Here is a 24,966-nt window from a genome sequence, read left to right as displayed (position 1 = left end):
GAACCCCAGCGCCCCCGAAACGCGAAGCGGCCCCCCAGGCTCTGCGCCTGGGGGGCCGCTTCCCGCAATCACCGTCGTCCTGACCGCCGCGTCCCCCGCGCTACCGCGCGTCGACCACGCCCCCGGTCAGCTCTCCTTGCCACCCGGTGGTTTCTGCAGCACCGACTTCGGCAGCACCTTCGCCCGCAGGGCCAGCGGCGCGTTGCGGGTCAACGACCGGCGGACCTCGTCCACCGCCGTCGGCAGGGTCGGGTCCGCGCCGCCGTTCGCGCTGTACCACGAGCGCTCCACCGCGCCCACCACCGCGCGCAAACCGTCCCTGCCCTGCTCGTCCAGGTTGTGCTCCCGCACCAACCGCCTCGCCGCCACCCGGACCGTCTCCGTGCTCCGCACGCCCGCGCCCCGGTCCAGCGACTCCGCGATCAGCTCCTGCCACGCCGCGCCCGCCGCGTCCGGCCCCAGCGCCGCGACCCTGCGCAGCCTCGCGCGCCTGGTCGCCTCGCGCAGCGCCGCGGGGGCCGCGGCCACCGCGGCCACCGCCACGACGGCCGCCAACCACCACGACAGCAGCGCCGCCGTCAGCGCCAGCGCCGCGACGCCCGACCCGGCCGCACCCGCCACCAGGACCCGCTTCGCCCGGCCCGACACCGCCCGCTCACCACCCGGCCGCCTGCCCAGCAGCGCCACCGCCGCCAGCAGGGCCGCCAGCGCCAGCGCGCCCACCAGCGCGACCAGGTGCCACGCGGGCACCCGGTTCCCGCCGTCGTCCTGCTGCCCCTGCGCCGCCGCGTCGGCGGACGTGGAGGCCGACGGGTTCGCCGCCGAGCTCGACACCGCCGTCGTGGTCGTCGTCGTGACCTGCGCGCTGCTGGCCCCGTCCTCGTTCTCCACCCGGTTCCCGGAGATGTACGGGGGCACGACCGCCCGGTCGCTCAGCGGCGTCGGGTCGAACGTCATCCAGCCGTACCCGTCGAAGTAGATCTCCACCCACGCGTGCGTGTCGTCCGTCGTGATCGTCTGGTACTCCGCGCTCGGGAAGCCCGCGGTGAACCCGACCGCCACCCGCGACGGCAGCCCCAGCGTCCTCGCCATGATCGCCATCGCCGTCGCGTACTGCTCGCAGAACCCGGTCTTCCCGGTGAGCACGAAGTCGGCGAGCGCGCCCGAGTCGAAGTCGTTCTTCGTCTCCAGCTTGTACCGGAACCCGTTGTCCGGGTCCTTGAAGTAGTCGTGCAGCGCCTTGGCCCGGTCGAACGGGTTCTGCGCGGACGCGGTGACCTGCCGCGCCACATCGACCACCCGCTGGTCGACACCGGGGGCGTCCAGGTACTCCTGGTTGATCCTCTCCCCGCCCGCCCCCTCACCGCGCGCGGTGGCCTGCCGCAGCTGCTCGTCGGTGGGCGTGTCCAGCACCGTCTCCAACCGGTACCGGTCCACCTCGCGCTGCTGCTGGCTGTAGAGCATCTCCCGCTCCGGGTCGAACCGCCACTCGTCCTGGAGCGACTCGATCCGCCTCGGCTTGCCGTACACCGGGAGCCAGTTGTCCAGCCAGTCGACCGGCTCGATCTCCAGCACCTCGGTCTTGGCGTCGGGGTCGTACCCCACGCCCCTGGGCAGCTCGCCGTCGTTCGCCTGCACGCCCGACTGCATGCTGCCGCCGAGCCGGAAGCCCCGGTCGGGCTCGTACGCGCGCAGCGTCATCGCCCGCATGTACGCCTGCCTCGGCAGGTCCCGCACCCGGAACAGCTCCTTGGTCTGCCCCCGGTTGAGCATCCCGCGCAGCTCCGTCATCGGCTCGATGCCGAGCTTGCCCGTCCCGCCTCCCTCACCGGTGCCCGGCAGCCGCCCGACCGTGCCGACCAGCGGCGCGCTCAGCAGGCCCGCCAGCAGCGCCGTCACCACGGCCGCGCCCGCCACCGCCGTCGCGGCGGGGGCCGAGTTCACCCCGGCGCCCCTGGGCAGCCTGCCCCGCCACGCGCTGTGCCGGTGCTGCCCGTCCACGGCCAGCAGCAGCGCGAACGCCGCCGCCCCCAGCACGAAGATCCACAGCGGCAGCATCTCGTCCGCCAGCGACACCGGCACCGCGAACACGCACAGCAGCACCAGCCCCGACGCGGCGGGCGCGGCGGCGGCCACCGCCAGGGTGTCCACCACCACCGCGACGACGCCGATCGCCAGCATCACCAGGCACCGCATCGCCGGGCTGTCCGGCACCGGCGGTATCCCGGTCTGCACCTCCTCCAGCGCCGCCCCGAGCACCCCCACCAGGTCGCCGAGCGACCGCGGCCCCGGCAGCACCACCAGCACGCCGGTCCTGGTGAAGATCGTCACCAGCAGGCACGCCAGCGCCAGGAACTGCCCGAACGGCACCAGCGGCGCGGGCACCCGCACCGACCTGAGCAGCACGCCCACCCCGGCGATGACGGCGATCGCCACCCCCAGGTACACCACCCACAGCGTCCCGGAGAGCACGCTGGACAGCGCCATCGCCGTGCACAGCGTCGCCAACCCCGCGACGGCGGGCGTCGTGGCCACGACCCAGTCGCCGCCCGCGCTCCCTCTTCCGGCCACCTAGCCCACCTCCGCGCGACCGCGGTTGCCCGCGCTGTGGCACAGCTCCCGCCACACCTGGTCCATCGGCGTGGCGGGCGTCGCCACCACCACGCCCCACCCCGAGGCCCTGAGCACCCTGGCCGTGTCCTCGGCCGACGTCGCCGCCGCACCGGCCGGGCCCGCCGCGCTGACCGCCGCGTTCTCCCGCGCCCCGGCCCACGCCGCCACGTCCAGCACCACCGCGAGGCTGCGCGTCCCGCGCCTGCGGTGCCTGGCCAGCGACTCGGCCGCCTCCGCCGAGCACGCGCCCAGCAGCGCCACCACCTCCTGGCCCGCGCCCGCGTCCAACCCGGCCGCCAGCTCCAACCGGTGCGACGGCTGGAGCGCCGCCAGCGAGTCCAGCACCACGTCGTCGCCGTGCCCGGCGTCGCCCGTCACCCCCGCCAGCACCCGGCCGTCGTCGCCGACCAGCTTCACCTGGTGCCCGAACCGGTTCAGGTGCAGGCACACCGACGCCGCGAACGACACCGCCCACTCCAGGCTCGCCGACGGCCCGCTGCCCCGGTGCGCGGCCAGCCGGTGGTCGAGCAGCACCGTGGTGCCGCCGCGCCACGGCCGCTCCTCCACCCGCACCATCAGCTCGTCCCGCCGTGCGGTCGAGCGCCAGTGCACCTTCCGCAGGTCGTCGCCGTGCCGGTACGGCCGCACCACCGCGTCGTCCTCGCCCTGCCCGGTGCGCAACCGGATCGACCCGTCGTCGCCCGAGCCCATGCCGGACCCGCCGGGCAGCCCGGACAGCCGCACCACCCTCGGCACCACCACCAGCCTGGTCCGCCCCGCCATCTCCTGGTCGAACTCGGCGAGCCCGAACGGGTCGGTGATCCTGGCCAGCAGCGGACCCACCTGCTGCACCCCGCGCATCACCGGCTTGAGCTGGTAGCGCAGCGACGTCCGGTGGTTGCGCGGCAACCGCTCCACCACGAACCTCGGCCTGCTCCCCAGCGCGTAGGGCACCGCGTCCTCCAGCAGCAGCCCGCCCGTGGGCAGCCTGCCCGCGCTGCGCAGCTCCACCCTGACCTCGGCCGCCGCGCCCACCGGCACCCGCACCGGGTCCAGCGACCGCGCCGCGCGCAGCCCCACGCGGGCCCGCTGCGCCAACCAGGCCGCCAGCAGCGGCATCGCCACCACGAACACGGCCACCCGCAGCAGGTCCCGCTCGTCCAGCACCCACGCGCACCCGCCCGCCGTGACGCCCGCGGCCAGCAGGCAGCGCCCGCGCGTGGTCAGCCCCGACAGCGCCCCCGCCATGTCAGCGGTGGGCCTGCGGGCGCTGGTCCGACGCCTGCGGCACCGGGACGCGCTGCGCCAGCGAGCGCACCAGGTCCGCCGCGGACCGGCGCGCGGCCTGCGCCTCCGCGGTCAGCACCAGCCGGTGCGCGAGCACCGGGACGGACACCGCGTGCACGTCGTCCGGCACCACGAAGTCCCGCCCCGACAGCGCCGCCTGCGCCCGCGCGGCCCGCACCAGCTGCAGCGTCGCGCGCGGCGACGCGCCCAGCCGCAGCTCGGGCAGCCGCCGCGTCGCGCCGACCAGCTCCACCGCGTACCGGCGCACCTCGGGCGACAGGTGCACCTCGCGCACGGCCTTGACCAGCCGCAGCACCTGCGCGGCGTCCGAGACCGGGCGCAGCTCGCCCAGCGGGTCGTGCCCGGCGTGCTCGTCCACCATCGCCAGCTCGGCGGCCGGGTCCGGGTAGCCGATCGACACGCGCGCGGTGAACCGGTCGCGCTGCGCCTCGGGGAGGGCGTAGGTGCCCTCCATCTCGATCGGGTTCTGCGTCGCGACCACCATGAACGGCTCGCCGAGCGCGTAGGTGCTGCCGTCGACGGTGACCTGGTGCTCCTCCATGCACTCCAGCAGCGCGGACTGCGTCTTGGGGGAGGCGCGGTTGATCTCGTCGCCGATCACGATGTTCGCGAAGATCGGTCCCGGCCGGAACTCGAAGTCGTTCTCCTGCCGGTTGTAGATCGACACGCCGGTGATGTCGCTGGGCAGCAGGTCGGGGGTGAACTGGATGCGGCTCACCGTGCAGTCGATCGACCTGGCCAGCGCCTTGGCCAGCGACGTCTTGCCGACGCCCGGCACGTCCTCGACGAGCAGGTGGCCCTCCGCGAGCAGGGTGACCAGCGCGACGCGGACCACGTCCGGCTTGCCCACGATGACCCGCTCGACGTTGGCCGCTATCCGGCCGACCACCGAGTGCAGCTCAGCGAGCACCTCATCCGGCCGCTGGCCCCTGACGGAGCCGTTGGGGTTCGCCGCACCCCCGCCGGGGTGGCCGGGGAGCGCGGTTGGCGGGGTACTCGGAGTCACTCGACCTCCTGGGGCGCGGCCCACGCACGACCGTGTAGGGGGGAAGGCGTGAGCGTTTCACGAAGTGTGTCAAACCGGGGCTAAGCACGGGTGTGCTCCGGGACGTCCTCGGCCCGGACCGCCGATTCAACAGAACCGACCTCAAGGTTTCCACGAGGCCGGTCCGGCGCGCGTCCTCCACGTCGCCCCACCCCGGTTCACCACGATTCCCCACCCGGTGTGGCCGAAGCCCGGTTTTGGGCCGAATTCCTAGGCCGTTCGGGTGATGTTCGGCCCTGTCGGAGTCACTCGCCGGGGTGTCGGCCGCGATTTTCCCCCACCGTCACGTTCGGGAAACGCGGCCTCCCTACCAGCGCAAACGTCCCCTCCGAGGTGGGTGGGCAAGGGCTTTTGGCGTTGACTGTGGTGAAAAGTGGGGTACTGTGGCGGCCGGTGGGGCAGACGGGGGCCCCACTGCCGGTCGCGATCTCGTCGGCGACGGGAGGTGCCACGCCGTGTTCCTGGGCACGCACCACCCGAGGCTCGACGACAAGGGCCGGCTCACGCTGCCTGCGAAGTTCCGGGACGCGCTAGCGGGGGGTCTCATGGTCACCAAGGGCCAGGACCACTGCCTGTACGTGTTCCCCAGGGCCGAGTTCGAGCAGATGGCGCGCAAGGTCGCGGAGGCCCCCTTCACCAACGAGGCCGTCCGCGCTTACCAGCGCTACCTGTTCGCGGGCACCGACGAGCAGCGCCCCGACGGGCAGGGTCGCGTCCTGATCGCCCCCGAGCTGAGGCGCTACGCCGGGTTGACCAAGGAGTGCGTGGTCATCGGCGCGATCAGCCGGTTGGAGATCTGGGACGCGCAGGCCTGGCAGCGCTACCTCGAGGAGCACGAGGACCGCTACGCCGAGGCCCGCGAGGAGGTGCTGCCCGGCGTCTTCTGATCCGGTCACCGGTTCGTGGCTCGACCGCTTGAGGATTCGGGTGCCGTGAGGCCTCGGTCCGCTCGGCTATCGGCCCTGGCGCACCTTCCCCGGCGCCAGGTTCGACGGGCGGGCGGGGACCTGACGACACCCGATTCGCTTTCCCGGTCCGGCGCGAGCGGCGCCGGTGCGACGCCGGGACCACCCCACCCCCCACCCCCGCGGTGCCCGTCACCGCGAGCGCCGACCAGGAGCCAGGACCCAGTGCCGGAACACCGCGCCCAAGACCGGGCGCCAGCGCCGCGGCGGTCGCGCGACGAGAGCAGCAACCAGAGCGAGCAGCAAGCAGAGCGAGCACAGCACGGCCACGGTCGAGGAGAGGACGTTCATGGGTGAGGCGGCGCGGCACGTGCCGGTGCTGCTGGACCGCGTCCTCGGCCTGCTCGCGCCCGCGCTGGCAGACCGCGACGACGCCGTCTTCGTGGACTGCACCCTCGGTCTCGGCGGGCACTCCGAGGCCGTCCTCAAGGCGCACCCCGGCGTGCGGCTCATCGGCCTCGACCGGGACCCGCAGGCCATCGCGCTCGCGAAGGCCCGCCTCGCGCCGTTCGCCGACCGGGTCGAGTTCGTCCAGACCACCTACGACGGCATCGCCGAGGCGGTGGACGGGCGCAAGGTCGACGGCATCCTGATGGACCTGGGCGTCTCCTCGCTCCAGCTCGACGCGCGGGAGCGCGGGTTCGCCTACTCCCAGGACGCGCCGCTGGACATGCGGATGAGCGCGGGCAGCGGCGAGACCGCGGCCGACGTGCTCAACACCTACCCGGCCGCCGAGCTGGCCCGCGTGCTGCGCGACTACGGCGAGGAGCGGTTCGCCCGCAAGATCGCCGCCGCCGTCGTGCGCGAGCGCGCCAAGGAGCCGTTCACCACCAGCGGCAGGCTGGTCGAGCTGCTGTACGCGTCGGTGCCCGCCGCGACCAGGCGCACCGGCGGCCACCCGGCCAAGCGCACGTTCCAGGCCCTGCGCATCGAGGTCAACCGCGAGCTGGAGTCGCTGCGCGCGGCGCTGCCCGCCGCCCTGTCGGTGCTGGCCGTCGGCGGGCGGATCGTCGTCGAGTCCTACCAGTCGCTGGAGGACCGGATGGTCAAGCGCGCGCTCGCCGACCTGGCCGCGTCCCGCACCCCGGCGGGCCTCCCCGTCGAGCTGCCCGGCCACGGCCCCGAGGTCAAGCTGCTGACCAGGGGCGCCGAGGTCGCGAACGAGTCGGAGATCGAGGACAACCCGAGGGCGGCTCCCGTGCGCCTGCGGGCGGCGGAACGGATCAGGGAGGCGACATGACCGCACCGGCCCGCGCGGGCGGCGTCCCGACCAACCCGGCCAGGGGCCCCCGCGAGCGCGCGCTGCGCGCCGTGCCCGAGCGCCCGGCGCGCCCGAGGTCCGGCGCGGCGGAGAAGGCCTACGCCCGCAAGGCGCAGCGCACCGGCCGCAGACCCGAGCAGGTCCGCAAGCCCGCGCCCGTCCACAAGGCCCCGTTCGTGGTCATGGTGATGCTGGTGCTCGGCGTGGGCATCGCGGCGATCATGTGGCTGTCCACCCAGGCCACCGAGGACTCCTACCGGCTGCAGGAGGCCCGCGCCGAGGAGACCGAGCTGGCCCGCAAGGTCGAGCAGCTGCGCCGCGAGGTCGCGCAGGCCGAGTCGCCCCTGACCCTGTCCGAGGCCGCGCGCGGGCTCGGCATGGTCCCGGCGGGCGACCCGGCCAGGCTCCGCCAGCTCCCCGACGGCTCGGTGCAGGTCTACGGCACCCCCAGCGCGGTGCCGCTGCCCGCGCCGACCACGGTGAGCCAGCCCCCGGCGCCCCAGCAGGACGCGCAGAACCAGCAGAACCAGCAGGGGACCGCGCAGGGCCAGGAGGGGCAGACCCAGCAGGGCCAGGGTCAGCAGGGGCAGGCCCCGCAGAACCAGACCGAGCAGGGTCAGGCCCAGCAGGGCCAGCCGCAGCCGAACGCGCAGGACGGCCAGCAGGGGCAGCAGACCGGTGAGCAGCAGGGTCAGCAGCAGCCGCCGGGCTAGCGCCGGACGCTCCCCGGCGCGCGGTGGCCGCGGGCCGCACGCGCGCGGGGACCAGGTGTGGCACAGAGGGGTTGGCCGCGTCCACGGGGTGGGCGCGGCTGTTCGGCGTTTTCGGGCCGGGTCGGGCGGGACCGCCCGACCTGGGGCGCCGCGGGGGAGCACGTGTCCCGGAACGGGGTTCCGGGGAGATCGGTCGAGCGCCGGGGGGCGCGCGGCCGGGACGACCGGGGCCGTGGGGGCCCTCGGCGTCCCAGCGCTGTCACGGGGGTGTGCGGTCCGCGCGCGTGGGGGCGCGTCGGGCGGGACCGCTGCCCGGCCTGGTGATCCGGCCGGTGTTCGTCCTCCCGCTCCACGAGCGGGAGGGGTTCGGAGAACGCGCGCGTCGTGGTCCGGCGGGTTAGCGCCCGCCGCGCCACCGGCGCCTTCCGCACGCGCCGCGCCGCGACGCGTGGCACGAACACCGCAGCGCCGCCGTCCGGCGGACGCCACGAGCGCGCCCGCCCACCGGCCCGCGCGCACGATCCCAGGAGGTCAGTCATGCCGGGGCCATCGCGCGGCAGGCCCGCGCGCCGTCCGTTGTCCGTCCGCAGGCCCGTGCCCGCCAAGCGCGGGAAGGCCGCCAACAGCCGCCTGAGGATCGCCGTCGGCCGGGTGCTGCTGATCGCCGCCCTGCTCGCCGCGGGCGTCAAGCTCGTGCAGGTGCAGGGCTTCCAGGCGGAGGCGCTTTCCGCCCAGGCCGAGCGGCAGCGGGCCACCCCGATCGACATCCCGGCCGAGCGCGGCTCCATCACCGACCGCAACGGCAACCAGCTCGCGTTCAGCATCGAGGCGCGCGCGCTCTACGTGCTGCCCGCCCTCATGCGCCAGAAGTGGGACGAGGAGGTCAAGAAGAACCCGGAGCTGCAGAGCTACGAGGAGCGCGCCCGCGAGATCGCCGAGTTCGTCCAGAAGACCCTCGGGCGCGAGGTGTCCGGCCAGAAGACCGACGCGGACACCGTCTACGCGCTGCTCACCAAGGACATCAGCTACACCGAGATCGCCGACCGCGTCGAGCCCGACAAGGCCGAGGCGATCAGCGAGCGGTACGCCGACGTCGGCTTCGAGCGCCGCGCCGTCCGCGTCTACCCCAACGGCGAGCTGGCCTCCAACATCGTCGGCGCGGCGAACTGGCGCAAGGACCAGCAGCCGCCGGGCACGCAGGGCCTGCTCGGGCTGGAGAACTCGCAGAACAACCTGCTGTCGGGCACCAACGGCCGCCGCATCGTCGACACCGTCCAGGGCAACGACACCGTCGTCATCCCCGGCCCCGGCCGCTCCCGCGAGATCACCCCGGCCACTCCCGGCAAGAGCCTGGAGCTGACCATCGACCTGGACACCCAGTACGCGGTGCAGAACATGGTCACCGACTACGCCAGGAAGGCGGGCGCGGACAGCGCGTCGGCGGTCGTGCTCGACACCGCCACCGGCGAGATCCTGGCCATGGCCAACGACAAGACGTTCGACCCCACCGACTTCGGCCGCGCCACCGACGCCCAGCGCAGCAACACGGCGGTCAGCGCGAACTTCGAGCCCGGCTCGGTCAACAAGATCGTCACCGCCGCCGCGGCCATCGAGGACGGCATCTACCAGCCGGACAGCGTGCTCACCGTCGACGGCAGCATCAAGGTCGCCGACCGCACCATCAAGGACGCCACCTGGCACGACACCCAGAAGATGAGCTTCACCGGGGTGTTCGCCAAGTCCTCCAACGTCGGCACCCTGATGACCGCCCAGCAGGTCGGGGCGGACCGCTTCGCCGACCTGCTGACCAAGTTCGGCCTCGGCACCCGCACCGGCTCCGGCCTGCCCGGCGAGGAGGCGGGCCTGGTGCCGCCGCGCCAGCAGTGGTCCGGCTCCACGTTCGGCAACCTGCCCATCGGCCAGGGACTCAACATGACCCTGCTGCAGATGACCGGCATGTACCAGGCCATCGGCAACGACGGCCTGCGCGTGCCGCCCAGGATCATCAAGGCCGAGGTGGGCGCCGACGGCTCCCGCACCGAGCTGGGCAGGCCCGAGCCCGTGCGCGTGGTCAGCCCGCAGACCGCCAAGACGGTCCGCGACATGTTCCGCGCCATCGTGCAGTCCGCCCCCAACGGGCAGAGCGGCACCGGCACCGCGGCGGCCGTCCCCGGCTACCAGGTGTCCGGCAAGACCGGCACGGCGCAGCAGCTGGAGCCCAGCGGCCTGTACAGCGACTCCAAGTACTGGATCACGTTCGCGGGCGTCTTCCCTGCGGACAGCCCGCGCTTCGCCGTGGGCGTCATGCTGGACAACCCCCAGGCGGGCACCCAGGAGAGCGCCTCGGCGGCCCCGCTGTTCCACGACATCGCGTCCTACCTCGCGCAGCGCTACCAGGTGCCGATGTCGGCCGAGCCGAGCCCGGTGGTCCCGCTGGTGCTGTGAACACCCCTGATCAGACCTACCCGGAAGGGCCTGACCAGCGGTGCGGGTCCGGAATGGATGTGATGGCCGACCACTCTCCGTGCGCCGGTAGCCTTCCGCGCGTGCCTGCCAAGCTTGAGGGCAAGGTAGCGACCGCCCCACCTCGCCCTTCCCGCACCCAGTCCGTTCCCGCGTCGGAGCTCGCCGCGACCGTCGACGCCCGGTTGACCTCGCCCGCCGGCGCTCCCGTGCTGGTCACGGGCGTGACACTGCGCGCCCAGCACGTGCTGCCCGGCGACCTGTTCGCCGCGCTGCCCGGAGCCAGGGCGCACGGCGCGGACTTCGCCGCCGAGGCGGTCCGCCGCGGCGCGGTGGCCGTGCTGACCGACGAGGACGGCGCCTCCCGGCCCGAGCTGCGCGACGTCCCGGTGCTGGTGCACCGGGACCCGCGCGCGGCGCTGGGGGCGCTGTCCGCCCGCGTCTACGGAGAACCCGCCCAGCGCGTCGCCCTCTGGGGCGTCACCGGCACGTCCGGCAAGACCACCACCTCGTACATGATCGAGTCCTGCCTGCGCGCCGAGGGGCGCGCGACCGGGCTCATCGGCACCGTCGAGACCCGCATCGCCGGTGAGCGGCTCGACAGCGCGTTCACCACCCCCGAGGCGCCCGACCTGCAGGCCCTGCTGGCCGTCATGGCCGAGCGCGGCGTCGGCGACGCGGTCATGGAGGTGTCCAGCCACGCGCTGCGCCTCGGCCGCGTCGGCGGGGCGGGCTTCGCGGTCGGCGCGTTCACCAACCTGTCCCAGGACCACCTCGACTTCCACCCCGACATGGAGGACTACTTCCAGGCGAAGGCCGAGCTGTTCGACGGCCGCGCCCGCCGGGAGGTCGTCTGCGTCGACGGCGAGTGGGGCCGCCGCCTGGTCAAGCCGGGCACGGTCACCGTGTCGGCGACCGCGCCCGTCGGCGAGGCCACCTGGACCGCCAGCGGCGTCCGGGTCTCCGCCACCGGCGAGCAGACCTTCACCGCGCACGGCCCCGACGGGCTGGAGCTCGCGGTCGCGCTGCGGCTGCCCGGCGACTTCAACGTCGCCAACGCGCTGCTCGCCATCGGCTGCCTGCACGCGTCCGGCGTGAGCGCCGGGGCGATCACGCGCGGCCTGGCCGAGGTGCAGGTGCCCGGCCGGATGCAGCGCGTCGACGTCGGCCAGGACTTCACCGCCGTGGTGGACTACTCGCACAAGCCCGCCGCCGTCGTGCTCGCGCTCGACGCGGTGCGCGCCCGCGCCACCGGCCGGGTCATCACCGTGCTCGGCTGCGGCGGCGACCGGGACACCGCCAAGCGCCCCCTCATGGGCGCCGAGGCGGCCCGCCGCAGCGAGGTGCTCGTCGTGACCGACGACAACCCGCGCAGCGAGGACCCGGCCGCCATCCGCGCCGCCGTGCTCGCGGGCGCTTTGGAGGTGCCCGAGTCCGAGCGCGGCGAGGTCGTCGAGATCGGCGACCGGGGCGCGGCCATCGCGCACGCCGTGTCGCTGGCCGTCGCGGGCGACGTCGTCGTCGTGGCGGGCAAGGGGCACGAGACCGGTCAGGAAGTCGCGGGCGTCGTGCACCCGTTCTCGGACGTCGACGCCCTCACCGGGGCGATCCAGGAGGCCCTTCGGTGATCACGCTGACCCTCGCCGAGATCGCCGAGATCGTCGGCGGCAGGCTGCACAACACCGACGGCTCGCCCGTCGTCAAGGCGGGCGTCGAGTTCGACACCCGCAAGCTGCTGCCCGGCGGGCTGTTCCTCGCCCTGCCCGGCGAGCGGGTCGACGGCCACGACTTCGCCGCCGCCGCCGTCGCGGCGGGCGCCGCGGGCGTGCTGGCGGGCCGCGAGGTCCCCGCGCCCTCGGTGATCGCCCCGCCGGTCGCCCTGGCCGACGAGCACGAGGGCGCCTACGTGCTGTCCGGCGACAGCGACGGCTCCGGCGCCGCCGTGCTCGCCGCGCTGGGCAAGCTCGCCAGGCACGTCACCGACAGGCTCACCGCGGCCGGGCTGACCGTCGTGGGCGTCACCGGCTCCTCGGGCAAGACGTCCACGAAGGACCTCATCGCCCAGGTGCTGTCCCCGACGGGCGCCACGATCGCCCCGCCCGGCTCGTTCAACAACGAGCTGGGCCACCCCTGGACCGCGCTGCGCGCCGACGAGGACACCGGCTACCTCGTGCTGGAGCTGTCCGCGCGCGGTCCCGGCCACATCGCCGACCTGTGCGCCGTCGCGCCCCCGAGGATCGGCGCGGTGCTCAACGTCGGCACCGCCCACCTCGGCGAGTTCGGCTCCCGCGAGGGCGTCGCGCGCACCAAGGGCGAGCTGGTCGAGGCCCTGCCCGAGGACGGCGTCGCGGTGCTCAACGCCGACGACCCGCTCGTGCTGGCCATGGCCGAGCGCACGAGGGCGAAGGTCGTGCTCGTCGGCGAGCACAGCAGGGCGCAGGTCCGCGCGGTCGACATCGTCCTCGACGAGCAGGCCCGCCCCGGTTTCACCCTCCTCACCCCGCACGGCAGCGCGCGCGTCCAGCTCGCCGTGCACGGTCCCCACCAGGTCGGCAACGCGCTCACCGCCGCCGCCATCGCGCTGGAGCTCGGGGCGACGCCCCAGCAGGTCGCCGACCGGCTCGGCTCGGCGAAGCCGATCTCCGCGCACCGCATGGAGGTCGTCGACCGCGCCGACGGCGTCACGGTCGTCAACGACGCCTACAACGCCAACCCGGAGTCGGTGAAGGCCGCGCTGAAGTCGCTGGCCACCATCTCCCGCTCCACCACCCCCGCGCGGCGCAGCTGGGCCGTGCTGGGGCCGATGGCGGAGCTGGGCGCCGACTCGGTGCGCGCGCACGACGAGATCGGCAGGCTCGCGGTGCGCCTGGACGTCAACCGGCTGGTCGTCATCGGTGACGACGCCCGCGCGATGCACCAGGGAGCGCACCTGGAAGGATCATGGGGCGAGGAATCGATCCTGGTGCCGGATGTCGCTGCGGCAATCGAACTGCTGCGCGACGAGGTGCGGCCCGGTGACGTCGTTCTGGTTAAGGCATCCAACTCATACGGCCTGTGGCGGGTTGCCGAGGCTCTCCTGGAGGCGGGCAGCAAGTGAAGAGCATCCTGATCGCGGCGGCGATCGCGCTGATCACGTCGATCATGCTCACGCCGTACCTGATCAAGATCTTCTCGCGGCAGGGCTTCGGCCAGGAGATCCGCGAGGAGGGCCCGCAGAGCCACAAGACCAAGCGCGGCACGCCCACCATGGGCGGTGTCGCGATCCTGGTGGCGATGTGGGCCGGTTACCTCGGCGCGCACCTGGTGAACTCCATGTCCGCGTCGGCGCAGGACCAGACGCCCACCGCGTCCGGCCTGCTCGTCCTCATGCTCACCACCTCGCTGGGCGTCGTCGGCTTCCTCGACGACTTCATCAAGATCCGCAAGCAGCGCAACCTCGGTCTGAACAAGACCGCGAAGCTCGTCGGCCAGTTCGTGGCCACGATCATCTTCGCGGTGCTGGTCGTGCAGTTCCCGGACAACCAGGGCCTGACGCCCGCGTCGGTGAACCTGTCGTTCGTCCGCGACATCACGGTGGTCTCGTTCGGCGTCGTCGGCTTCGTGGTGTTCTGCTACGCGGCGATCAGCGCGTGGTCCAACGCGGTGAACCTGACCGACGGCCTCGACGGCCTCGCGGGCGGCACCTCGGCGATGGTGTTCGGCACCTACGTGGTGATCAGCTTCTGGCAGTTCCGCTACAACTGCACCAACATGCCGGTCGCCGGCTGCTACGACGTGCGCGACCCGCTGGACCTGGCGCTGGTGGCCGCCGCCGCGATGGCGGGCTGCATCGGCTTCCTGTGGTGGAACGCGGCCCCGGCCAAGATCTTCATGGGTGACACCGGCTCGCTCGCGCTCGGCGGTCTGGTCGCCGGCCTGTCCATCACCACCCGCACCGAGCTGCTCATGGTCGTCATCGGCGGCATGTTCGTGGTCGAGGCGCTGTCGGTGGTGCTCCAGGTCGCGGTGTTCCGCACGTCCCGGCGGCGGTTGTTCCGCATGGCGCCGTTCCACCACCACTTCGAGCTCGCGGGCTGGGCGGAGACCACGGTCATCATCCGGTTCTGGCTCCTCGGCGGCATCTGCTGCATGTTGGGCCTCGGCCTGTTCTACAGCGAGTGGCTCACCGCGGTCGGGAGCTGACCGTGGGGTTCCTGGCTGGACGTTCGGCGCTCGTCGCGGGCGCCGGGGTGGCGGGCCGCTCGGCGGCGGAGGCCCTGCTGGCGGCGGGCGCGACGGTCACCGTGACCGACTCCTCCGCCGACCGGCTGGCCGCCCTGAGCGAGCTGCTGCCCGGAGTCGACCTGGTGGCGGGGCTCGTTGCCCCGCCCGAGGGCGTCGACCTGGTGGTGACCAGCCCCGGCTGGCGCCCGGACAACCCCCTGCTGGCCGCCTCGGCGGCGGCCGGGGTCGAGGTGATCGGCGAGGTCGAGCTGGCGTGGCGGATGGCCGCCGAGCTGGCCGACCCGCCCGCGTGGCTGGTCGTCACCGGCACCAACGGCAAGACCACGACGGTGACCATGCTGGAGTCGATCCTGCGGGCGGCGGGGCTGGACGCGATCGCGTGCGGCAACGTCGGGCTGCCGGTGGTCGACGCGCTGCTCGCGGGGCACCGGGTGCTCGCGGTCGAGCTGTCGAGCTTCCAGCTGCACTGGTCGCCGTCCGTGCGGCCGACCGCCGGGGTGCTGCTCAACGTCGCCGAGGACCACCTGGACTGGCACGGGTCGCTGGAGGCGTACGCGCGGGCCAAGGCGGGCGCGCTGGTCGGGGACGTGGCGATCGCCGGGGTCGACGACCCGTACGTGGCGGCGCTGCTGACCGGGGCGCCGGGGACCGCGCACGTCGGGATCACCCTGGGGGAGCCCGAGGAGGGGCAGCTCGGGGTCGCGGGCGGCTACCTGGTCGACCGGGCGTTCGGCCCGGACAGCAGGCTGGCGGCGGTGGCGGACGTGACGCCCGGCGGTCCGCCCGGCATCGCGGACGCCCTCGCGGCGGCGGCGCTGGCGCGGGCCTACGGGGTGGCGCCGGAGGCGGTCCGCCAGGGCCTGCTGGACTTCCGGCCGGGCGACCACCGGGGTGTGGTCGTCGGCGAGGTCGGCGGGGTGCGGTACGTCAACGACTCGAAGGCGACCAACCCGCACGCGGCCGTGGCGTCGCTGCGCTCGCACGAGAGCGTGGTGTGGATCGCGGGCGGGCTGCTCAAGGGCGCGTCGGTGGTCGACCTGGTCAGGGCAGAGGCGCACCGGCTGCGCGCGGCCGTGCTGATCGGCGCCGACCGGGCGGCGATCGCGGCGGCGCTGGCGGAGCACGCGCCCGAGGTGCCGGTGGTGGAGCTGGCCGAGGGCGGCATGGCGGGCGCGGTGCGCGCGGCGGCCGGGCTGGCCCGACCGGGCGACGCGGTGCTGCTGGCGCCCGCGGCGGCGTCGATGGACATGTTCGCGGACTACGCGCACCGGGGGCGGGCCTTCGCCGAGGCGGTGCGCGAACTGGCCGGGTGACCGGTGGCGGTGTTCGTGGGAGGACCCCGTGACCCGGTTGGGCGCGGGGTCCTCCCGCATTTCCGGGCGGGTGCTGCGGGGTGATTCGTGAAACGGGCGCCCCGGTTGCCGTGACCTGGGCGTTATAGGTTGATCGTCCGAGTCGCGCGCACGGGTTGTGGCCGGTGCTCCGCGTTTCACGGGCGAATTCCCGGTGTTGTGCCCGCGCGTTCTCCTAACCGGTTCGGGTGTCCTTTTCGGAATTCCCGCCGACCCGTCGAAGGCGGTCCCCCTGGGTGGCCCGCCGACCGTGATCGCGCTCGCGTGAACGCGACACGCGGGTGCGGTTCCCGGCGTGTCGGCTTGCGCGCGAGACCATGAGCGCATGTGGATCGGGATGAGCGGCCCTGGGCGGGTCGGGACGTGACCGTCGTCGAGCGCGAGCAGGGGACGGCCGGGCGCGGGCGGGCGTGGCGGCACCCCCGCAGCGCGCTGACCGCGTGGCTGAGCAGACCGCTGGCGGACTTCCACCTGCTGCTGGCCGTCTTCGGGATGCTCACCGCCATCGGGTTGATCATGGTGCTGTCGGCGTCGGCGCCCGGCGAGGTCGCGGCGGGGCGGGCCGCCTACTCGGTGTTCCGCAACCAGTTGATGTACGTCGGCGTCGGCGCGGTGCTGTTCTGGATCACGCTCCGGCTGCCGCTGCGCAGCATCCGGCACAGCAGCACGATGGCGATGCTGGTGTCCGTCGTCCTGCTCGGGCTGGTGCTCACGCCGCTCGGCACGAACATCTGGGGCGCCCAGTCCTGGTTCCGCATCGGCAGCATCTCGTTCCAGCCGATCGAGCCCGCGAAGCTCGCCATGGCGCTGTGGGGCGCGCACGTGCTGGTCACCAAGCGGGCGCTGCTCAACCAGTACCGGCACCTGCTCGTGCCGGTCGTGCCGGTGGCGCTGCTGGTGTTCGCGCTGGTCATGCTGCAACCCGACCTCGGCGGCACGATCACGCTGGCCGTGGTGCTGCTCAGCCTGCTGTGGTTCGTCGGCGCGCCCATGCGGGTGTTCGGCGCGATCGTGGCCGCGGCGGTCGGCGGCGCGGTCGTGCTGGCGGTCGGCGCGTCCTACCGGCTGGACCGGGTGCTCGCGTACCTCGACCCCGAGGAGGACCCGCTCGGGTCCGGGATGCAGTCGCTGCAGGCGATGTACGCGTTGGCGGAGGGCGGGTTCTTCGGGAAGGGGCTGACGAACGGCAGCGCCAAGTGGCGGTACTTGCCGAACGTGCACAGCGACTTCATCTTCGCGGTGATCGGCGAGGAGCTGGGGTTCATCGGGTGCCTGCTGGTGCTCGGGCTGTTCGCGCTGCTGGCGGTGGTGGGGCTGCGGATCGCGGCGCGCAACACCGACCCGTGGATCAGGATGATCGCGGGGACGCTCACGGTGTGGCTGGTCGCGCAGGCGGCGATCAACATCGGGTACGTGGTGCGGCTGCTGCCGGTCACGGGCATCACGCTGCCGATGATCTCGTCGGGCGGCACGTCGATCGTGACGACGATGATCGTGTTCGGCATCCTCGCGAGCTGCGCCAGGCACGAGCCGGAGGCGGTGGCGGCACTGCGCAAGCTCGGCCCCGGCCGCGTCGGCGGCTTCCTGCGGCTGCCCGCGCCGGAGGCCTACCGGCCGCCCGCGCGCCGCAAGCCCGGCCGTCCGTCCACGCCGCCCCGCGCGCCGGGGCGGAGGGCGGCGGCTGCGCCGAAGGTGGAGGAGCGCCGGGTGGGGGGACGTTCGGCGCCACCGTCGGAGTACCGGAGGCGGGAGTCCCGGAGGGCCACGCAGGACCGGACCACCCGGACGGCTCGGGCTACCAGGAGGACCGGGCGCGAGGGGCGGTGATGGGGGCTGGTGGTTGGGGGCTGGCCGGTGGCTGGTGGCTGGTGGCTGCTGGTGGGCAACGGGTCGACGGGCGCGTCAGGCGGCGGGCGGACCGAGGCGACTCGGTCGACCGGTCCGAACCGCGCGCCTGCGCGCTGACCAGCTCCCAGGCGCACCAGCGGCACCTGACCACCGCGTCCTCGAACCCCAGGTGAACGGTCCGTTCGCCTGAACTTGGTTGAACGGTCCGTTCACCCGAACTTGGGAGAGTGGGCCGCTCCCCTGGGCGCGGTTGAACGGTCCGTTCGCCCAAGGTTGAACGGTCCGTTCAACCTTGTGAAGCGCCAGCTCGGTTCGTAGCGGCAGCGGTTCATGGCCGCAACGGTGCATGGCCGTAGCAGCTCATGGCCACAGCAACTTGCCGCATGGTGGTCTCCCGGTTGAACGGACCGTTCAACCGTCAGACGCCCCGCTTCACTCACCCCCGGCCCACTCCGGCCCACTCCGGTCCACCCACCTCACCCACTCCGCCCTGCTCACCCAGAGCGCCCCACCCCCACCGCGCCACCCACCTGCCCACCCCACCCCACCCCACATCCAAGGTGGAGAAGCCCCCCGCAGAGCCGTTGCTAGGCTTTTCGGCGTCGAGTCCGACGAGCGTTCCCCCACACCTGGAGGTCACCCTGTCCGGCGATCGGCTTGCCAAGAACGGTCCCTGCGTGGTCGTCGCCGGGGGCGGCACCGCGGGGCACATCGAGCCCGCGCTCGCCCTGGCCGACGCCGTCATGAGGCTTCGGCCGGACGCCAGGGTCGTCGCGCTCGGGACCGAGCGGGGGCTGGAGAGCCGGCTCGTCCCGGCCCGCGGCTACCCCCTCGAACTGATCCCGCCCGTCCCCATGCCGCGCAAGCCCACCGCGGACCTGCTCAAGCTGCCGCTCAAGGTGCGCGGCGCCGTGAAGCAGACCCGCGACGTGCTGGAGCGCGTCGGCGCGGACGTCGTCGTCGGCTTCGGCGGGTACGTCTCGCTGCCCGCCTACCTCGCCGCCCGCGGTCGCGTGCCGATCGTCGTGCACGAGGCCAACGCGAAGTCCGGCCTGGCCAACAAGGTCGGCGCGAAGTTCGCCGAGCGCGTCGCCGCCGCCGTCCCCGACTCGGGGCTGTCGGACGCGCGCGTCATCGGCATCCCGCTCCGCCACTCGATCACCACCCTGAACCGCGCCGCGCTGCGCGCCGAGGCCCGCCGGGCGTTCGGGCTGCACCCGACCGCTCCCGTGCTGCTGGTGTTCGGCGGCTCGCAGGGCGCCCGCTCGATCAACACCGCGGTCTCCGCCGCCGCCCCCGCGTTCGCCGCGGCGGGCATCGGCGTGCTGCACGCCCACGGCCCCAAGAACACCGTGGCCGTCCAGCAGGTCCCGAACACCCCGGCCTACGTCCCCGTTCCCTACCTGGAGCGCATGGACCTGGCCTACGCCGCCGCCGACGCCGTCCTGTGCCGCTCCGGCGCGATGACCGTCGCCGAGGTCTCCGCGGTCGGCCTCCCGGCCATCTTCGTCCCGCTGCCCCACGGCAACGGCGAGCAGGCCCTCAACGCCAACCCCGTGGTCGCCGCGGGCGGCGGCGTCCTGATCCCGGACGAGCAGCTCACCCCCGAGTGGGTGGCCGCCAACGTCGTCCCGCTGGTCGCCGACCGCCAGCGCCTCGCCGCCATGTCGGCCGCGACGCTGTCCACCGGCCACCGCGAGGCCGACGTCGTGCTCGCGCGCATGGTGCTGGAGGTGGTCAACAAGTGAGCGGGGTCCTCGACCGGGTGCACCTGGTGGGCATCGGCGGCGCCGGGATGAGCGGCATCGCCCGCATCCTCCTCGCCAGGGGCGCCGAGGTGTCCGGATCGGACGCGAAGGACTCGCGGACGGTCCTCGCGCTGCGCGCCCAGGGCGCCCACGTCGCCGTCGGCCACGACGGCGCCAACCTCGACCAGCTCGACGGCGGCCCCACCGCCGTCGTGGTGTCCACCGCGATCCGCGAGGACAACCCCGAGCTGGTCGCCGCCCGCGAGCGCGGCGTCGCCGTGCTGCGCCGCGCCGAGGCGCTGGCCGCCCTGATGCTCGACCACCGGGTCGCCTGCGTCGCGGGCACCCACGGCAAGACCTCCACCACGTCCATGCTCACCGTGGCGCTCCAGCACTGCCGCATGGACCCGTCGTTCGCGATCGGCGGCGACCTCAACGAGTCCGGCGCCAACGCCCACCAGGGCGCGGGCGGCGTGTTCGTGGCCGAGGCCGACGAGAGCGACGGCTCCTTCCTGTTCTTCGCGCCGTCGGTGGCGGTCGTGACCAACGTGGAGGCCGACCACCTCGACCACCACGGCACCGTCGAGGCCTACGTGGCCGTGTTCGACGAGTTCCTGGAGCGCATCGAGCCGGGCGGCGTGCTGATCGCCTGCGCCGACGACGAGGGCTCCGCCGCGCTGGCCGACCGCGCCGAGAAGCGCGGCATCCGGGTCCGCCGCTACGGCCGGACCGCGACCGGCGAGGGCGCCGCCGTGCTGGTCGAGCACCGGCCCGACGGCGCGGGCGGCCTGGCCGTCGTGGAGCTGGACGGCGAGCGGCTGGACGTGCGGGTCGCCGTGCCCGGCGAGCACATGGCGGGCAACGCGGTCGCCGCGCTGCTGGCCGCCGTCGAGCTCGGCGCCGACCGCTGGGGCGTCCTGGAGGGCCTGGCCGCGTTCGGCGGGGTCCGCAGGCGCTTCGAGTTCAAGGGCGTCGCGGCGGGCGTGCGGGTCTACGACGACTACGCCCACCACCCCACCGAGGTCGCCGCGCAGCTCAAGGCCGCGCGCCCGGTCGCGGGCGACGGCAGGCTGGTCGTCGTGTTCCAGCCGCACCTGTACTCGCGCACCAAGGCGTTCGCCGCCCAGTTCGGGCAGGCGCTCGCGCTCGCCGACGAGGTCGTCGTGCTCGACGTGTACGGCGCGCGCGAGGACCCGGAGCCCGGCGTGACCGGCGAGCTGGTCGCCGAGGCCGTCCCGCTGGAGGCGGGCAGGGTGCGGCACGTGCCGTCGTTCGACCGGGTGCCCGAGCTCGTCGCGGGCCTGGTCCGCGAGGGCGACCTCGTGGTCACCATGGGCGCGGGCGACGTCACCATGCTCGGCCCGGTGATCGTGGACGCGCTGGCGCACCGAGGATGAGCGCCACGACGGCGCGCCGCCCGCGCGCGCAGCAGCGGCGCAAGCCGTCGCGCGGTCCCGACCGCGCGACGGTGCTGCGCAGGCGGGCGGTCGCCGTCATGAGCGTCGTCACCGTCGTGGTGCTCGGCTACGCGCTCTGGTTCACCTCGCTGGTGGGCGTGGGCGAGGTGGCCGTGGAGGGCAACGTCGAGCTGACCGCCGAGCAGGTGCGGGTGGCGGCCGAGGTGGGCACCGGCGAGCCGATCCTGAGCCTGGACACCGACGCGGTGGCGGCGAAGGTGCGCGAGCTGCCGAGGGTGGCGGACGTGGAGGTCTCGCGGTCCCTGCCCGGCACGGTGCTGCTCAAGGTCACCGAGCGCACCCCGGTCGCCGTGGTGCAGGCCGACGACGGCGCGCACCTGGTCGACCGGACCGGGAAGGACTACGCGACCACGTCCGCCGCGCCCGCCGGGCTGCCGGTGCTCAGGGGGACCGGCGAGGAGGCGCTCGCGAGCGCCGTGTCGGTGCTCGTGCAGCTGCCGGACGACCTGCGCCGCGAGGTGCTGTCGGTGGGCTCCAGCGGCGGGACCGACCTGGTGCTGGAGATGTCGGCGGGCCGCGAGGTCCGCTGGGGCTCGGCGCAGGACACCCCGCGCAAGGCCGCCGTCCTGGACGTGCTGCTGACCCGCGAGGGCAAGGTGTACGACGTGACCAGCCCCGAGCTGCCGACGGTGTCCTGAGGTCGGGGGCGGCGCGCGACGGCTCCCACCGGCGCGCGCCGCGCGCTCCCGGCGTGCCCGTTCAGGCACTCGCGCGTGGTGATTCGCGTCACGGTTTGGCGCGGGCCCCGATCGCGTCGTCGCCGGTCTGCGCGGGTCGGGACACTTCCCACCACCCGCGATCACGGCTGCGCGCCCCCGACCACGTCCGATGAGGACGGTCGGTGGCGGCCGTCACGCCCGCCGCGCCGAGCGGGCTGGGCGAAACCGCCCGCGCGGTCGGACTACCCTTGGCCCAGCGCGGCGCTGCCCCACGGGGTGACCGGACGGCGGACGCCCGTGGCAACTACGGCGTGGCTGCTGGACCGACGCACCCCCGGTGCATACCGTCCAGCAGGAACATACGGGGTTGACACAGCTCTTGACCCAGCGTCGAGGGTTTCAATCCGGGTGCGGTGACCCGGTGGTCATCCGCATCCAGCACATGAGCACGGACACGATCAGGAAGGCGGACCGATGACGCCCCCGCACAACTACCTCGCGGTGATCAAGGTCGTCGGCATCGGCGGCGGTGGTGTCAACGCCGTCAACCGCATGATCGAGGTCGGGCTCAAGGGCGTCGAGTTCATCGCGGTCAACACCGACGCGCAGGCGCTGCTGATGTCCGACGCCGACGTCAAGCTCGACATCGGCCGGGAGCTGACCAGGGGACTCGGCGCGGGCGCCAACCCCGAGGTCGGCCACAAGGCCGCGGAAGACCACCGCGAGGAGATCGAAGAGGTCCTCAAGGGCGCCGACATGGTGTTCGTCACCGCCGGTGAGGGCGGTGGCACGGGCACCGGTGGCGCGCCCGTCGTGGCCTCGATCGCCCGCAAGCTCGGCGCGCTGACCATCGGCGTGGTGACCCGGCCGTTCTCGTTCGAGGGCAAGCGCCGGGCCAAGCAGGCCGAGGAGGGCATCCAGGCCCTGCGCAACGAGTGCGACACGCTCATCGTCATCCCGAACGACCGGCTGCTCCAGCTCGGCGACATCGGCGTCTCGCTGATGGACGCGTTCCGCTCCGCGGACGAGGTGCTGCTGTCCGGTGTCCAGGGCATCACCGACCTCATCACCACGCCCGGTCTGATCAACCTGGACTTCGCGGACGTCAAGTCCGTCATGTCCGGGGCGGGCAGCGCGCTGATGGGCATCGGCTCGGCCCGAGGCGAGGGCAGAGCGGTGCAAGCGGCCCAGAAGGCGATCAACAGCCCGCTGCTGGAGGCGTCCATGGAGGGCGCCCACGGCGTGCTGCTGTCGATCGCGGGCGGGTCGGACCTCGGGCTGTTCGAGATCAACGAGAGCGCCTCGCTGGTCCAGGAGGCCGCGCACCCCGACGCGAACATCATCTTCGGCACGGTCATCGACGACTCGCTCGGCGACGAGGTGCGGGTGACGGTGATCGCGGCCGGGTTCGACGGGAACGGGCCGACGCACAAGAAGCTCGAACCGCAGGCGCTGTCCAGCCCGCCGAAGGCGGTGGAGCCGCAGCCCGCGCCGCCGGTGGCGGTCGAGCCCTCGCCGCCCCCGACCCCGCCGCTGCCGACCCTCCCGGTCCAGCCGCAGCCGCCCGCGAGCACCTACCAGCCGCCGCAGCCGCTGCCCCGCCCGCTGGGCGGTCTCGGCAACCGCGCCGTGCCGGTCACGGACGACCCGGACGACGAGGTCGACGTGCCGCCGTTCATGCGGCGCTGAACGCGGACGGCCGCTGAGCGCGGCCCTTCGGGAACGTGCACGACGGAGCCCCCGGTGGTCCCACCGGGGGCTCCGTCGTGCTCGGGGCGGCGTCGCCGCACCGGGTGACCCGGCGCGGGTTCGGGGTTCGGCCCTGGGCGTGACAAGCTGGGGGAGTGCGCATCAGACGTGTCGTGACCACCCGCGAAGGCGGCGTCTCCAAGGCGCCCTACGACTCGTTCAACCTCGGTGACCACGTCGGGGACGACCCGGAGGCGGTCGAGGCCAACCGGGCCCGGCTCGCCGAGGGGATCGGCGTCCCCGTCACCGACCTGGTCTGGATGGAGCAGGTGCACGGGCGCACCGTCGCCGTGGTCGACGGGCCGCAGGGCGGTCCGCTGGAGGCCACCGACGCGGTCGTCACCACCCGGCCCGGCCTGGCGCTGGCCGTGCTCACCGCCGACTGCGTGCCGGTCCTGCTCGGCGACCCGGTCGCCGGGGTCGCCGCCGTCGCCCACGCCGGGCGGGTCGGGGCTCGGGTCGGCATCGTGCCCGCCGTGCTCAAGGCCATGGCCGACGCGGGGGCGACGCCGGAGAACACCGAGGTCCTGCTCGGCCCGGCGGTGTGCGGGGACTGCTACGAGGTGCCCGCCGACATGCGCGCCGACGTCGACAAGCACCTGCCCGGCAGCGCGGCCAAGTCCCGCGCGGGCAAGCCCTCGCTCGACCTGCGCGCGGGCATCTGGAACCAGCTCGCCGCCGCGGGCGTGGGCAGGATCGGCGTCGACCCGCGCTGCACCGTCGAGGAGCGCGCCCTGTTCAGCCACCGCCGCACCCCCGGCACCGGCCGCCTCGCCTCCGTCGCCTGGATCGAGCCGTGAGCCGCGAGGAGGAGCTCCGGCTCAACCTCGCCGAGGTCCGCGCCCGCATCGACAAGGCCTGCGAGGCGGCGCGCCGGGACCCCGCCGAGGTGACCCTGCTCGCGGTCACCAAGACCTTCCCGGCCTCCGACGTCCGGCTCCTGCACGGCCTCGGGCTGCGCGACTTCGCCGAGAACAAGGACCAGGAGGCACGGGCGAAGGTCGCCGACCTGGGTGATCTCGACGCGAACTGGCGGATGGTGGGCCGACTCCAGCGGAACAAGGCCAGGTCGGTCCTGACCTGGGCCGACCGGATCGACAGCGTAGACTCGACCCGGTTGGTCGACGCGCTCGTCGCGGCGGCGGCCAAGAACGGCGTTCACCGGGATGTGCTCATCCAGGTGAGCATTGACGGTGACACTGCGCGAGGAGGATGTCCGGTCCCTGATCTTCCGGACCTCGCCGCGCGCATCGGCCGTTCGAGTGAACTTAGGCTGAGGGGTGTGATGGCTGTCGCACCACTGGGCCGGTATCCCGGAGAGGCGTTTGCGCTCTTGAAGGGAGCGGTAACCCGCTTGCGTGACGATCATCCCGATGCCACCGTGATCTCGGCGGGGATGAGCGGCGACCTGGAAGATGCGATCGCATGGGGTTCGACGTGCGTGCGTGTCGGAACAGCGTTGCTGGGCAGCCGGGGACTAACCTCGCCGTAACTGTCCGGAACCTCTGGGGCCACCGCGACGTCCTTGCGGTTGGGGAAC

Annotated in this window: 19 protein-coding genes; 16 read left to right on the top strand and 3 right to left on the bottom strand. The window is 73.9% G+C overall.

Translation table 11 applies throughout. The features are described 5' to 3' along the window. Nucleotides 1-126 precede the first annotated feature (126 nt). From CNX65_RS38045 to CNX65_RS28300, 3 genes are read right to left on the bottom strand one after another with little or no spacing between them, the layout of a single operon-like run. Nucleotides 127-2,571, bottom strand: a complete 2,445-nt coding sequence (locus tag CNX65_RS38045) for a transglutaminase family protein (RefSeq protein ID WP_096496471.1) — start codon at nt 2,569-2,571, stop codon at nt 127-129. Beyond that, the gene (locus tag CNX65_RS28305; RefSeq protein ID WP_096496470.1) at nt 2,572-3,861 is read right to left on the bottom strand and encodes a DUF58 domain-containing protein; all 1,290 of its coding nucleotides are present in this window, start codon (nt 3,859-3,861) and stop codon (nt 2,572-2,574) included. It abuts the gene before it with no gap. A 1-nt stretch (nt 3,862) separates the two neighbouring features. Next, nucleotides 3,863-4,927 (bottom strand): AAA family ATPase, encoded by a 1,065-nt coding sequence (locus CNX65_RS28300; protein WP_096496469.1) that lies wholly within the window; start codon nt 4,925-4,927, stop codon nt 3,863-3,865. 494 nt (nt 4,928-5,421) lie between these two features. On the opposite strand from CNX65_RS28300, the gene mraZ reads away from it, so the two are divergent. The 16 genes from mraZ to CNX65_RS28220 all read left to right on the top strand — a co-directional run bounded on the left by mraZ (nt 5,422) and on the right by CNX65_RS28220 (nt 24,918). Beyond that, on the top strand, nt 5,422-5,853 hold the full coding sequence (mraZ, locus tag CNX65_RS28295; RefSeq protein WP_015804473.1) for a division/cell wall cluster transcriptional repressor MraZ: 432 nt from the start codon (nt 5,422-5,424) through the stop codon (nt 5,851-5,853). Between the two features lie 367 nt (nt 5,854-6,220). Further along, nucleotides 6,221-7,171: a 16S rRNA (cytosine(1402)-N(4))-methyltransferase RsmH gene (gene rsmH, locus CNX65_RS28290; protein ID WP_096496468.1), complete on the top strand. Its 951-nt coding sequence runs from the start codon at nt 6,221-6,223 to the stop codon at nt 7,169-7,171. Beyond that, a complete protein-coding gene (locus tag CNX65_RS28285; protein ID WP_096496467.1) occupies nt 7,168-7,905 on the top strand; it encodes a hypothetical protein in 738 nt (245 codons plus the stop codon). Before rsmH ends, CNX65_RS28285 begins: the two co-directional genes overlap by 4 nt. Nucleotides 7,906-8,442: 537 nt before the next feature. Continuing rightward, nucleotides 8,443-10,350 (top strand): peptidoglycan D,D-transpeptidase FtsI family protein, encoded by a 1,908-nt coding sequence (locus tag CNX65_RS28280; RefSeq protein ID WP_096496466.1) that lies wholly within the window; start codon nt 8,443-8,445, stop codon nt 10,348-10,350. Between the two features lie 62 nt (nt 10,351-10,412). Then, nucleotides 10,413-11,996, top strand: a complete 1,584-nt coding sequence (locus tag CNX65_RS28275) for a UDP-N-acetylmuramoyl-L-alanyl-D-glutamate--2,6-diaminopimelate ligase (RefSeq protein ID WP_096496465.1) — start codon at nt 10,413-10,415, stop codon at nt 11,994-11,996. Continuing rightward, nucleotides 11,993-13,465: a UDP-N-acetylmuramoyl-tripeptide--D-alanyl-D-alanine ligase gene (locus CNX65_RS28270; RefSeq protein ID WP_096496464.1), complete on the top strand. Its 1,473-nt coding sequence runs from the start codon at nt 11,993-11,995 to the stop codon at nt 13,463-13,465. The genes CNX65_RS28275 and CNX65_RS28270 overlap by 4 nt, the downstream gene beginning before the upstream one ends. Then, complete coding sequence (gene mraY, locus CNX65_RS28265) at nt 13,462-14,550, top strand: phospho-N-acetylmuramoyl-pentapeptide-transferase (protein ID WP_096496463.1); 1,089 nt, start codon at nt 13,462-13,464, stop codon at nt 14,548-14,550. Before CNX65_RS28270 ends, mraY begins: the two co-directional genes overlap by 4 nt. Nucleotides 14,551-14,552: 2 nt before the next feature. Then, the gene (murD, locus tag CNX65_RS28260; protein WP_096496462.1) at nt 14,553-15,905 is read left to right on the top strand and encodes a UDP-N-acetylmuramoyl-L-alanine--D-glutamate ligase; all 1,353 of its coding nucleotides are present in this window, start codon (nt 14,553-14,555) and stop codon (nt 15,903-15,905) included. A 402-nt stretch (nt 15,906-16,307) separates the two neighbouring features. Then, entirely contained in the window at nt 16,308-17,771 is a 1,464-nt protein-coding gene (gene ftsW, locus CNX65_RS28255; protein ID WP_096496461.1) for a putative lipid II flippase FtsW, read from the top strand. Then, complete coding sequence (locus tag CNX65_RS28250) at nt 17,771-17,965, top strand: hypothetical protein (RefSeq protein ID WP_096496460.1); 195 nt, start codon at nt 17,771-17,773, stop codon at nt 17,963-17,965. Before ftsW ends, CNX65_RS28250 begins: the two co-directional genes overlap by 1 nt. 456 nt (nt 17,966-18,421) lie before the next feature. Then, complete coding sequence (gene murG, locus CNX65_RS28245; RefSeq protein WP_096498044.1) at nt 18,422-19,540, top strand: undecaprenyldiphospho-muramoylpentapeptide beta-N-acetylglucosaminyltransferase; 1,119 nt, start codon at nt 18,422-18,424, stop codon at nt 19,538-19,540. Further along, the gene (gene murC, locus CNX65_RS28240; RefSeq protein ID WP_096496459.1) at nt 19,537-20,937 is read left to right on the top strand and encodes a UDP-N-acetylmuramate--L-alanine ligase; all 1,401 of its coding nucleotides are present in this window, start codon (nt 19,537-19,539) and stop codon (nt 20,935-20,937) included. The genes murG and murC overlap by 4 nt, the downstream gene beginning before the upstream one ends. After that, nucleotides 20,934-21,656, top strand: coding sequence for a cell division protein FtsQ/DivIB (locus CNX65_RS28235; RefSeq protein WP_096496458.1), 723 nt, complete (start codon nt 20,934-20,936; stop codon nt 21,654-21,656). The genes murC and CNX65_RS28235 overlap by 4 nt, the downstream gene beginning before the upstream one ends. Before the next feature lie 495 nt (nt 21,657-22,151). Further along, the gene (ftsZ, locus tag CNX65_RS28230) at nt 22,152-23,366 is read left to right on the top strand and encodes a cell division protein FtsZ (protein WP_015804458.1); all 1,215 of its coding nucleotides are present in this window, start codon (nt 22,152-22,154) and stop codon (nt 23,364-23,366) included. Between the two features lie 155 nt (nt 23,367-23,521). Continuing rightward, nucleotides 23,522-24,226, top strand: coding sequence for a peptidoglycan editing factor PgeF (pgeF, locus tag CNX65_RS28225; RefSeq protein ID WP_096496457.1), 705 nt, complete (start codon nt 23,522-23,524; stop codon nt 24,224-24,226). Continuing rightward, the gene (locus CNX65_RS28220; RefSeq protein ID WP_096496456.1) at nt 24,223-24,918 is read left to right on the top strand and encodes a YggS family pyridoxal phosphate-dependent enzyme; all 696 of its coding nucleotides are present in this window, start codon (nt 24,223-24,225) and stop codon (nt 24,916-24,918) included. The genes pgeF and CNX65_RS28220 overlap by 4 nt, the downstream gene beginning before the upstream one ends. The last annotated feature ends 48 nt before the right edge of the window (nt 24,919-24,966 follow it).

This window comes from Actinosynnema pretiosum (assembly GCF_002354875.1).
In the GTDB taxonomy this organism is placed as follows: domain Bacteria; phylum Actinomycetota; class Actinomycetes; order Mycobacteriales; family Pseudonocardiaceae; genus Actinosynnema; species Actinosynnema auranticum.
This window is presented reverse-complemented; position numbering and strand designations above follow the sequence as displayed.

Coding starts and splice junctions, on each gene's coding strand:
- CNX65_RS28250 (WP_096496460.1), top strand. CDS start 17,771: ATGGGGGCTGGTGGTTGGGGGCTGGCCGGTGGCTGGTGGCTGGTGGCT.
- CNX65_RS28305 (WP_096496470.1), bottom strand. CDS start 3,861: ATGGCGGGGGCGCTGTCGGGGCTGACCACGCGCGGGCGCTGCCTGCTG.
- rsmH (WP_096496468.1), top strand. CDS start 6,221: ATGGGTGAGGCGGCGCGGCACGTGCCGGTGCTGCTGGACCGCGTCCTC.
- CNX65_RS28275 (WP_096496465.1), top strand. CDS start 10,413: ATGGCCGACCACTCTCCGTGCGCCGGTAGCCTTCCGCGCGTGCCTGCC.
- ftsZ (WP_015804458.1), top strand. CDS start 22,152: ATGACGCCCCCGCACAACTACCTCGCGGTGATCAAGGTCGTCGGCATC.
- CNX65_RS28235 (WP_096496458.1), top strand. CDS start 20,934: ATGAGCGCCACGACGGCGCGCCGCCCGCGCGCGCAGCAGCGGCGCAAG.
- CNX65_RS28285 (WP_096496467.1), top strand. CDS start 7,168: ATGACCGCACCGGCCCGCGCGGGCGGCGTCCCGACCAACCCGGCCAGG.
- CNX65_RS28280 (WP_096496466.1), top strand. CDS start 8,443: ATGCCGGGGCCATCGCGCGGCAGGCCCGCGCGCCGTCCGTTGTCCGTC.